The organism is Stieleria sp., from assembly GCF_041595215.1.
In the GTDB taxonomy this organism is placed as follows: domain Bacteria; phylum Planctomycetota; class Planctomycetia; order Pirellulales; family Pirellulaceae; genus Stieleria; species Stieleria magnilauensis.
Map to the genome: position 1 here is coordinate 1 of NZ_JBFHKV010001143.1, position 2608 is coordinate 2608.

Here is a 2608-nt window from a genome sequence, read left to right on the forward strand (position 1 = left end):
GAAGACGCGTTTTACGATCGCATTGAAAATCGTTCGTCGCACCGCGAGCATTTGGTCCGGCCCGTCGCGTTGCTGATCCGAGGGGCTCAGCAAGAAATCATGGCATTTTCGCGAAACGTTTCTGCCGCCGGCATTGGGCTGATCACGCAAAACGAGATCCCCGAGCGGTCCACGGCGGTGCTGACGATTGAGTCGCTTAAGGGTGGGCCGATCAAAATGTTGGCGCAGTGTCGCTGGTGTCGTCCCTATGGGCCGAACTGGAAGATTTCTGGCTGGCAATTCATCAACATGCATCGCTAGTGCCTGGTCTCGTTGAAACGCGGTCGGGCGGGTAACATCTGGCGTCATGGAAAAGACAAACATTGCCATTGTTGGCCTGGGAACTGTTGGTAGCGGTGTTGCGCGTCTGTTGCTTGATCATGGAGACCGCACGGCGCGTCATGCCGGTCGAACGTTGTGGTTGCGCAAGGCGGTCGCCAGAGACCTCGCCAAAGCCGCTGCACGGATCGATCTGCCCGAAGGTGTGTTGACCGATTCGATCGATGAAGTCGTCGACGATCCGGAAATCACCGTCGTGGCGCAACTGATCGGCGGGCTCGAACCCGCTCGATCGATCATGCTGCGGTTGCTGGAATCGGGCAAAGACATCGTCACCGCGAACAAGGCCCTGCTGGCCGAGCACGGTCCGGAACTGTTCGATCGCGCCCGACAATTGGGACGCAGCATCGCGTTTGAAGCGTCTGTGGCCGGCGGTATCCCGATCATCGCCAACATCAGCCAGTGCTTGTCGGCCAACCAGCTGCAATCGCTCGAAGGGATCCTGAACGGGACCAGCAACTTCATCGTCAGCCAGATGGACGAGTTCGGTTCCAACTATGAAGAAGTCGTCAAAATGGCGCAGGAACTCGGGTACGCCGAAGCGGATCCGACAATGGACGTCGACGGGACGGACGCGGCGCAAAAGCTGGCGATCTTGGCTCACCTGGCGTTCGGCGCCGCCGTCGACTGGAATGACATCCCCAAAGTCGGCATCGATGGGTTGGATCCGGTGGATCTGCGTTACGCGCGGGAACTGGGCTATCGAATCAAATTACTGGCCGTCGCCAATCTGACCGACGACGGCTTGGAATTGTCGGTTTCGCCGACGCTGTTGAAGATCGGGACGCCGCTGGCCGAAGTGCGAAACGCGTTCAATGCGATCCGCGCGATCGGCGATGCCGTCGGCCCCGTGTTCTTCCATGGGCTGGGAGCCGGCCAAATGCCGACGGCGTCCGCTGTCGTGGCAGATTTGATCGACACCGCGGTCGGCCGAACCAAGTTGACCTTTCAAACGCTGGAATATTTCTCCAGCGACAATCCTCCCCGCGCCATCCTTCGCGACGCCGAAACGTTGCGAGGGCGGTTCTACCTGAGGCTGCATGTCGCCAATCATCCCGGGACGCTGGCGGCCATCGCCAACGTCTTGGCCAAGCATGCGATCTCGATCGCCTCGGTGATCCAGCACGAGACCGAAGCCGCCGGCGGGGACCTGGAACTGGTGCCGCTGGTGATCATGACGCACGAAGCGACCGAGGGTGCGGCGAAGTTGGCGACGGCGGAGATCGAATCGCTGACCGCCGTCCAAGGTCCCGTCACGCGATTCCGCGTGAAAGAATAGCGTCGTCGGACGCCCGCCGGGTCGTGCCGGCGTGCGAGCATTCACTGATCGCGACGGAAACGTCGCCCAGCCGAATCAAACCGCTGCGGCGCTCGCCAGACCGTAGGCGAGAATGGTTTGCTGCAACTGGCTTTCGGCCGCTTCGTCCAGGGGCGTCATCGGCAAACGCAATTCTCCCGTGTCGCGTCCGACCATCCGCATCGCGGCCTTGACCGGAATCGGGTTGGTGGCCAGCCCCAGCATGTTGCTGCACAGGGCGAACAACTGGTGGTGCATTTTGCGAGCGAGTTCATAATCGCCGCTGCTGGCCGCCCGGACCAATTTGATCATGTCGCCGGGAACCAGGTTGCCGACGACCGACACCACGCCTTCAGCTCCGACACTCATCATCGGCAACGTCAGCGAGTCGTCGCCGGAGAGCACGGTCAAATCGGTCGTGCCGACGATCGCCGAGCACTGATCCAGTTTGCCCGTCGCTTCCTTGACCATCGTGATGCCCGGCAGTTCGGCCAATCGCTGGATGGTCGACACGTCGATTTCTTTTCCGGTACGGCCGGGGATGTTGTAGACACAGACCGGAATGTCGACGGCTTCGGCAACCGCTTTGAAGTGCTGGTACAAGCCTTCTTGGGTCGGCTTGTTGTAATAGGGTGCGACCTGCAGCGTCGCATCGGCACCTTCGTCCGCGGCCCGTTTCGTCAAACGCAGTGCTTCGGCGGTGCTGTTGCTGCCCGTACCGGCCATCACTTTCGCGCGTCCGGCGACGCACTGAATCGTCTCCGCGATCACGCGCTCATGCTCGTCGTGCGTCAACGTCGGCGATTCGCCGGTCGTCCCAACGGGAACGATGCAACGCGTGCCCGCTTCGATTTGGAATTCGATCTGCTGTTTCAACCGGTCGTAGTCCACTCCGCCGTTGGCAAAGGGCGTGATGATGGCGACCGATAGTCC

The 2608-nt window shown here is 61.0% G+C and carries 3 protein-coding genes; 2 read left to right on the forward strand and 1 reads right to left on the reverse strand.

Features of this window, described 5'->3' with window-relative positions:
- A partial coding sequence (locus ABX749_RS28985) for a PilZ domain-containing protein (protein ID WP_372899106.1) occupies positions 1 to 300 on the forward strand: 300 nt, incomplete at its 5' end.
- A gap of 46 nt (positions 301 to 346) precedes the next feature.
- The gene (locus ABX749_RS28990) at positions 347 to 1657 is read left to right on the forward strand and encodes a homoserine dehydrogenase (RefSeq protein WP_372899107.1); all 1311 of its coding nucleotides are present in this window, start codon (positions 347 to 349) and stop codon (positions 1655 to 1657) included.
- A gap of 75 nt (positions 1658 to 1732) precedes the next feature.
- On the opposite strand, the gene dapA is transcribed toward ABX749_RS28990, so the two are convergent.
- Positions 1733 to 2608 (reverse strand): 4-hydroxy-tetrahydrodipicolinate synthase (dapA, locus tag ABX749_RS28995; protein ID WP_372899108.1); only part of this gene is annotated, 876 nt, incomplete at its 5' end.